General features: G+C 64.6%; 7 protein-coding genes. 5 read left to right on the top strand and 2 right to left on the bottom strand.

Features of this window, described 5'->3' with window-relative positions:
- The first annotated feature begins 82 nt into the window (after positions 1-82).
- Positions 83-325, top strand: a complete 243-nt coding sequence (locus AC07UH_RS20065; RefSeq protein ID WP_495181951.1) for a helix-turn-helix domain-containing protein — start codon at positions 83-85, stop codon at positions 323-325.
- Between the two features lie 43 nt (positions 326-368).
- Here the strand turns inward: AC07UH_RS20065 and AC07UH_RS20060 are convergent, their stop codons facing one another.
- A complete protein-coding gene (locus AC07UH_RS20060; RefSeq protein ID WP_495193964.1) occupies positions 369-686 on the bottom strand; it encodes an aldo/keto reductase in 318 nt (105 codons plus the stop codon).
- 45 nt (positions 687-731) lie between these two features.
- Entirely contained in the window at positions 732-1,808 is a 1,077-nt protein-coding gene (locus tag AC07UH_RS20055) for an aldo/keto reductase (protein WP_495181947.1), read from the bottom strand.
- A gap of 94 nt (positions 1,809-1,902) precedes the next feature.
- Here AC07UH_RS20055 and AC07UH_RS20050 point away from each other — a divergent pair, with 94 nt between their 5' ends.
- The 4 genes from AC07UH_RS20050 (at position 1,903) to AC07UH_RS20035 (ending at position 7,380) form a co-directional block, all read left to right on the top strand.
- On the top strand, positions 1,903-2,796 hold the full coding sequence (locus AC07UH_RS20050) for a LysR family transcriptional regulator (protein ID WP_495181946.1): 894 nt from the start codon (positions 1,903-1,905) through the stop codon (positions 2,794-2,796).
- Between the two features lie 248 nt (positions 2,797-3,044).
- Positions 3,045-5,330, top strand: a complete 2,286-nt coding sequence (locus AC07UH_RS20045) for a TonB-dependent receptor (RefSeq protein WP_495181945.1) — start codon at positions 3,045-3,047, stop codon at positions 5,328-5,330.
- Entirely contained in the window at positions 5,327-5,890 is a 564-nt protein-coding gene (locus tag AC07UH_RS20040; protein WP_495181944.1) for a hypothetical protein, read from the top strand. The genes AC07UH_RS20045 and AC07UH_RS20040 overlap by 4 nt, the downstream gene beginning before the upstream one ends.
- On the top strand, positions 5,887-7,380 hold the full coding sequence (locus AC07UH_RS20035) for a PepSY-associated TM helix domain-containing protein (RefSeq protein WP_495181943.1): 1,494 nt from the start codon (positions 5,887-5,889) through the stop codon (positions 7,378-7,380). The genes AC07UH_RS20040 and AC07UH_RS20035 overlap by 4 nt, the downstream gene beginning before the upstream one ends.
- Positions 7,381-7,507 lie beyond the last annotated feature (127 nt).

The raw sequence follows: 7,507 nt of genomic DNA, 5'->3' as shown, positions 1-7,507 counted from the left end.
CTTGCCGCCAACTTCCTCTCAGGCGTGGCGCTCGCAACAGCTCTCGCGTTCTGGCTGTGAATGAGTCTGAGCCCTAGCTAGTATCGCCGGAATGAGTAGCTTTCACTTTGCGCGCGCGTTCGCAGCCTCGACTGGGACTCCGCCCCACCAATATGTTATCGCACGCAGGATTGCCCGTGCGGTCGACGAATTGGGCAAGGACCGGTCTATCGATGAGGTCGCCGAGGGGTGCGGTTTTTCCAGCGCGAGCCATCTCGGTTATCACATTCGTGCAATGATGGGCACAACTCCAGCGCGGCTTCGAATCCTTGCCGCTCCAACTTAGGCGACTTATCAACCCCAACCATTCACAGAGTGACCGCCATGGATCATCCGTCGGACGAACGGCTGCGCGAGTGCGGCACTAAACCGAGCGATGAAGGGCTGACATCTTCCAGACGCTGCATCTGGTCCTGTGAAAGGCGAATGTCTGTTGCGCATATATTCCCTTCCAGCTGCGACACCTTGCTCGCGCCGATCAGCGTTGACGCCCCGCCCGGGCGCGCCATGATCCAAGCCAACGCAACCTGCGCCAACGGCCGCTCGACCTCAGCTGCCACGGCTTGGAGCATGTCTAGGATGACCCAGAAGCTGACATTCATAGCGGTTTGAGCACATCCTGAAAGCGGACGTTGGTTCAGAAGCATCCAGTAGCCTGATCTATGGGGCTGACGCTGATCGCGTAGTGGCCACTACTCGCCCCAACCGCGAACATCGCGGCCTCCGAACACCATGCGCCGGATGGCGGGCGACACTAGGCCGGCGCTGAAGCCGGACGGAGGAGCGCTTACCTCGTCCAACCGCGCCATCTGTTCGCGGTCGAGCGTCAGCGAAGCAGCGGCCAAGTTGCTGGTCAGCTGCTCGACGGTCCGCGCACCGACCAGCGGCGAGGTGATGCCCGGCTTCGCCATCGCCCAGGCGAGCGCCACCTGCGCGGGGTTGCCGTCGACCTCGGACGCGATCGTCTTCACCACGTCAAGCACGGCCCAGTTGCGATCGGCGAACTTGCTGTCGCCGAACGGGTTGGCGCCGCTGAGCCTGCCCGTGTCGGCGGTGTCGCCGCGCCGGTACTTGCCTGACAGGAAGCCGCCGGCGAGCGGACTCCACGGCTGCACGCCCATCCCTGCATCGCGCGCTGCCGGGACGTGCTCGGCCTCGACATCGCGCGCAACCAGCGAGTACTCGACCTGCATCGCGATCGGACCAGGGACGCCGCGCTCCGCCGCGATCGCCGCCGCCTTGATCGCCAGCCAAGCCGGCATGTCCGAGAAGGCGTAGTAGCGGATCTTGCCGGCACGCACGAGCGCGCTGAGCGTCTCAACCAGTTCCTCGGCCGGCGTCACGCCGTCCCAAATATGCATCCAGTAAAGATCGACATAGTCGGTACCGAGCCGCCGCAGCGAAGCGTCGAGCGCGCGGTGGATGTTCTTGGCACCCGCGCCGCCTGCGTTGGGATTGCCGCCGCCAGCCTGCGTCGCGGTCAGAGGGCTGGCCGAGCCGTTGAAGCCGAACTTCGTCGCCAGCACCAGTTCGTCGCGCGCGTTGGTCTCCTTGATGAAGCGGCCAACCAGCTCTTCGCTCCCCCCGCCCGAATAGATGTCGGCGGTGTCGATGAAGTTGCCGCCGGCGTCGCGATAGGCGTTGAAGACGGCACGCGCTGTTGCGTCGTCGGCGTTCCACTCGCCAGGACCGAAGGTCATTGTGCCGAGTGCCAGCGGACTGACTACGAGGCCTGATCGGCCAAGCGTGTGATAGCGTGTCAGGCTCATGATGATGCTCCTTGCTTGAGTAGCAGAAATGGCACCTCGATGCAGCCAGGATTAGGCGTTGCCGTCCGCAAGGGTTTGTGAGCATGATGCAGCAATGCGACGCGGCGACCTAGATGATCTGGCAGCGTTCGCGACCGTCGCGCGTACGCGCAGCTTCACGCGCGCAGGCGCCGAACTCGGGCTTTCGCCGTCAGCGCTGAGCCACGCCATGAAGGCACTAGAGTTGCGGCTCGGCGTGCGCCTGCTTGCCCGGACGACCCGCTCAGTCGCGCCGACATCAGCCGGCGAACAATTGCTCCGATCGCTTGATCCTGCGCTGACGGAAGTCGCTCGCGGCCTTTCACGGCTGGCCGACTGGCGCGACACGCCGGCGGGCGCGGTCCGGCTGGCGACGTTCGGGTGGGCCGCGCGCACAATCCTGGCGCCGCGCCTTCCCGCCTTCCTGATCGACCATCCTGATATTTCGGTCGAGGTGATCGTCGAGGATCGCCTGATCGATATCGTAGCGAGCGGCTTCGACGCCGGGATCCGCCTCGCGCAGGCAGTAGAGGGCGACATGGTGGCCGTGCCTGTCGGCCCCGACCTACGCACGGTCGTGGTCGGCACACCAAGCTATTTCGCGAGGCATGATCCGCCAGCGACCCCCGCCGCTCTAGAGCGTCACATCTGCGTCAACTACCGCCAGCTCGGCGGTGGCGGGCTTCTCCCGTGGGAGTTCGAGGAAGACGGACGCGACATCAAGGTTCGCGTCACCGGGCAGCTGATCGTCAATGACGAGGCGCTTGCCGCGGCGGCGGTGCGGGCGGGAGCGGGGTTGGGCTACATGATGGAGGATGACGTGGCCGGCGAGGTTCGGGACGGGCGTTTGGTCCAGGTACTCGGCTCATGGTGCCCGACCTATCCCGGTTGCAGGCTCTACTACCCCGATCGTCGTGTCAGCCCGGCGATGCGGGCGCTAATCGATGCGCTTCGTTGGCAACCGGACTGAACCTTGGCTTCCATTCGTTGTCTATTCTCCGACAGAGGTAAGACCCACATCCGGTCGTCCGAGGCCTCTTTTCGGCTGCCCACCTTCTGCCGTCCGTTCATGTTGGTAGGGCGGGAGGTCCTGAGCCTCGGTTCCGTCGGCTGCCGTACCAGCTTCTCAACTGAGGAAGCCCCACAAGAATAAGCTGACGAGATTTGCTATTGATTCGCATTACGTTGGTTTGTAGCGCCTCGCAAAAAGGGGCCACAATGAGACTGATCGCTTACCTGCTCTGCACCGGCACGTTGATCGCCGCGACACCCAGCCTTGCGCAACGGGCGCCTGCCTCCACGCAGGAAGTTCAACCCGAGGACATCATCGTAACCGGCGAGAAGTCGAACCGAACGCTTCAGGAGACGACGACCAGCGTCGCCGTCACGACCCCCGAGCGCATTCGGCAGGAGAACATCCTGTCGATCCAGGACGTCTACAATCGCACCGCCAACGTCTCCGAGACATACGGCGCTGCCGGCTTCACCATCCGCGGCATCAACAACCAAGGTGTAGGTGCCGGCGGGAATGCGGACACGGCGACCGTGTACGTGGATGGTGCACCCATCCCTCGCCAGGCGCTGTTCGGCGGTCCCACCGACCTCTGGGACATCGATCAGGTCGAAGTCCTTCGCGGGCCGCAATCCACCATTCAGGGCTTGAACGCGCTGGCCGGCGCCGTCGTGCTGACGACCCGCGATGCTTCGGTCACCGATTATAGCGCGGACGGGCGCGTCCTCTGGACCGACCGGAACGATCGCAAATTCTCGGCCGCGGCGGGCGGCCCGCTGATCCGGGACGAGCTGGGTATCCGCCTGTCGGCGGAAAGGCGGGCCGATCGCGGCATCATCCGCAACGTCACGCGAGGCGGTTACGACGACAGCCTGCGCACGCTTAATCTTCGCGGCAAGCTCCACTGGAGGCCGCAAGCGCTGCCCGGCGTCGACGTGAAGGCGAGCTACAATCGCGTACGACGCGATGGCGGCTACCTTTACGAATACACCAACATTTTCACGCCGGACTTCTACAGTCACCGGCGCTCGACCAGCGACCAACCCAACCGCGGCTATATCCGCTCCGACATCGCAGTGCTGAACGTCGGCTACGAGATCGCCCCCCGTCTGCGATTGTCGAGCGTCACCTCGTTCAATCGCACCGCGACGCTGGCCCAGACCGATGCGGACGGCACGGCCGCCGACGTGCAATTCATCAGCAACGATAGCCGCTACCGGACGTGGACGCAGGAACTCCGCCTCAACTATGATGGCGAGCGACTGAGCGGCGTGCTGGGTGCCTGGGCCTATCGGCGTTCCGGCGGACTTGACGCCAACAACCGACTGAACATCGCGACGCCCGTTACTACGATCGTGGGATTGTTGCAGGGTGGCGGTTTCCCAGCCGCCGCTGCGAGGCAGATCGCGACCGCCTATGCCACCGCGCTGCCGCAGATACCGGTCCGCTACATTGCCGATCAGCCCTTGCTCGTGAAGAATGCCGCGCTGTTCGGCGACGGTCGCCTGCGCGTGACCGATCGCCTCTCGCTGCTCGCCGGCTTCCGCTACGATCACGAAGACAACCGCTACGGCGCGGAGACGATCGCCACCTTCAACGGTACGCTCCCAAGCCCGGCCGCGTTCGGCGCGGCTGGCACGCCGCTCAACCTGGCGGTGACCGCGATCAACCGCGGTGTGCTCGGCCTGGTCGCACAGGCAGCATCGGCGCGGGCCAGCAACGCCCGCAGCTTCGACGCCTTCCTGCCGAAGACCGGCGTCAGTATGGAATGGACGCCTGACCTGACCACTGCCTTCACCGTGCAGCGCGCCTATCGCTCGGGCGGGTCGAGCCAGAACCCGGCGCGCGCGACGCTCGTCGCCTATGATCCGGAATATAGCTGGAACTACGAGGGATCGCTGCGCTCGCGCTGGCTGGACGGCAGGCTGACGGTCAATGCCAACATTTTCTACGTCGATTGGAAGGACCAGCAGACGACCGCCTTCTTCGGTCTCAACGCCTACGACTACAATACGGTGAACGCCGGCAAGTCGCACCTTTATGGAGGGGAGCTGGAGGTACAGGGCCGCCTCAATCGCGTGTTCGATGCCTATGCCTCGGCCGGCTACGTACGGACCAAGTACGATCGCTTCGATCTGCCCACGGGTTCGACCAGCACGGTCGATCTGGCGGGATCGCAATTCCCCTATGCGCCCCGCTGGACGCTGGCGGCCGGGATCAACGGCCGCGTCGGTGCCATCGTCGGCAACGTCAACGCCAACTATCGCAGCGCCGTCTACACCGATGTCGGCACCACCCAGAGCCAATCACGCGTGTCCGGCCGCACGGTGGTGAACGCACGGCTGGGCTATGATGCCGGTCCCTGGACGGTGTTCGCCTTCGCCCGGAACCTGCTCGACGAGGACTACCTCCAATACCGCACCCCTGACGGCCTTCGCGGCATTGTCGGCGATCCGCAGACGTTCGGTGCCGGTCTGGAACTGCATCTGTGACAGCCCTGGCCGCGCTCGTCGCCGTCATTGGGGGATTGGCCGGTGCGACGCTATTGCGGCGCGCATGGGCAGATCGGCAACGCGAACGTGTCGGCCTGATCGTGAGCGGATGGGCGGTGCTCGTCAGCACCGTCCTGCTCGATGCGGTGTGGGCCGGCTGGGTCAAGGGAAGCGCGCTTGCCGTGGCCGGAATCGGGCTGGCCGCGCTGATCGTCGTTATACAGGGGCGAACAATCCGGGCAGCGCGTGCCGGGCGAAGCGCGAGCCTTGCGCCCGAGCCGCTTGAAGGACCATCAAAAGCGTGGCGCGGCTGGCTGAAGGCGCTGCTGGCAGGGCCGCTCGGCATGACGGCGGCCATGGGGATCGCCTTCTGCTACGCCACCTGGGCACCCGGCGATCCGCGGACCCGGATCATTATCGGCGGTCTTCTGATGCCGATCGTCTGGGCACTCGCCATGACTTGGACGCTCGCCGATCAGCGGCTCCTCCGCTCGCTTGCAGTCCTCTCAGGGACGACCGTTGGAGGCTTCACTCTGGCTGCAATGCGGGGTTTCGTATGAAGGTCACCGGAAAACAGGATGCGCCGCGTGGTTGGCCATTATCGCCGGCTACCGTGCGGGCGGTGCTGAGCGGCCACGGCATCCTCGGCCTCGCCTTCGCCGCGATTATCTATCTCGTCTGCCTGACGGGCACGCTGGCTGTCTTCGCCCACGACATAGCGCGCTGGGAACAGCCTGATGCGCCCTCGATCACGGCTTTTGCTCCTGGCGCGCTCGACCGAGCCGTCCGATCTGCGCAAGGCAAGGGGCCGGCGCAATCCACGCTGTACGTCTCGCCGCCCTCCATGGAGGAGGCAGAGGCCAGCATCATCGCCTATACGCCGGCAGTTCGCCGCGAATGGGCGGCAGACCGGAACGGCAACCTGATCGAGCGGCGCACTCCCATCGCTGACTTCCTTGTCGATCTGCATGTCGCGCTGCACCTGCCGCGCGCCTGGGGCGGTTTCATCGTCGGCTTGACCGGGGTGGCGCTGCTCTCCTCGCTAATCTCCGGCATCCTCGCGCATCCGCGCATCTTCAAGGATGCCTTCCACCTGCGACGGGGCGGCGCGCGACGGTTGCAAGAGGCGGACATGCACAACCGCCTCGGCATTTGGGCGCTACCGTTTCATGTCGCCATCGCGCTGACCGGCGCTTTGTTGGGCCTCAGTACGCTAATCGTCGGCGTCTTGGCGATGCTTCTCTACAGGGGCGACACGGCCAAGGTCTACGGACTGTTCACAGAAGCGCCGCCCGCCATCAACGCTGAAGCAGCACCCCTGCCGCCGCTGGATCCGATGCTGGCCGAGGCGCAGCGTCGCAGTGGTGGCGCAACGCCACACCAATTTATCATCGAGCGCGCAGGACGTGCGGACGTCCGTGTCACCATCTCCTCCGAGCGTGATCGCTTGTTGGTGCCGCAGGACACGACGATCTTCGACGTGGGGGGTAACGTCGTGAAGGACCGCCATCCGGCCGACCTCGTACTCGGAGCCAAGATGCTAGGAGGCATCGGACAGCTTCATTTAGGCTGGTTCGGCGGTCTGCCGGTGCGGCTACTCTACGGTTTGCTGGGGTTGGCGCTTTGCATCGTCACATCGAGCGGCGTGACGATCTGGCTTGCGCGACGTCGCGATCGGGGCCGCGCTGTACCGCTTTGGGAGCGTCTTTGGATTGGCATCGCATGGGGGCAACCACTGGCCTTGGCGCTGGTGGGAATCATCGGGCTGATCGCTCCTGCGCACGACGGCCTTTTGATCTGGGTCTGGATGGCGACAACGGCGGGCTCGTTCATCATCGTCGGCACCGCCAAAGGGTTTGATGCGTCGAGCGGAGTTGTGCGAGTTCGCCATCTGGTCGCGGTCAGCACCCTTGCTCTTGCATTGGTCTACCTACTCACCCGGCACATCCACATGTCGGGGATAGCGGTGGAGCTTGCGCTGCTGGTCGGTGCTGGTTTGATGTTTCAGAAGCCGGCTAAACCGCGGCAGGAAAGGCGAACCGCTGGGTGACAGCGGCTTACCATGCCCCTTGCCTCTGCATCCGCGTCGATGCCTTGACGTCGGGAGTGGTTCTGACACGACCCATATTCGGCCATTTAGGCATCATGGAGACCAGCCCAATTTCGGTCGCTTGTTC

It is taken from the genome of Sphingomonas sp. GW821-FHT04B01, from assembly GCF_059420425.1.
The sequence above is the reverse complement of the archived record's forward strand: the minus strand, read 5'-3'. Positions and strand labels throughout refer to the sequence as shown.

Bases quoted from the DNA above. Each gene is read 5' to 3' on its own strand.
- AC07UH_RS20060 (WP_495193964.1), bottom strand. From the start codon at position 686: ATGCTTCTGAACCAACGTCCGCTTTCAGGATGTGCTCAAACCGCTATG.
- AC07UH_RS20055 (WP_495181947.1), bottom strand. From the start codon at position 1,808: ATGAGCCTGACACGCTATCACACGCTTGGCCGATCAGGCCTCGTAGTC.
- AC07UH_RS20050 (WP_495181946.1), top strand. From the start codon at position 1,903: ATGCGACGCGGCGACCTAGATGATCTGGCAGCGTTCGCGACCGTCGCG.
- AC07UH_RS20045 (WP_495181945.1), top strand. From the start codon at position 3,045: ATGAGACTGATCGCTTACCTGCTCTGCACCGGCACGTTGATCGCCGCG.
- AC07UH_RS20035 (WP_495181943.1), top strand. From the start codon at position 5,887: ATGAAGGTCACCGGAAAACAGGATGCGCCGCGTGGTTGGCCATTATCG.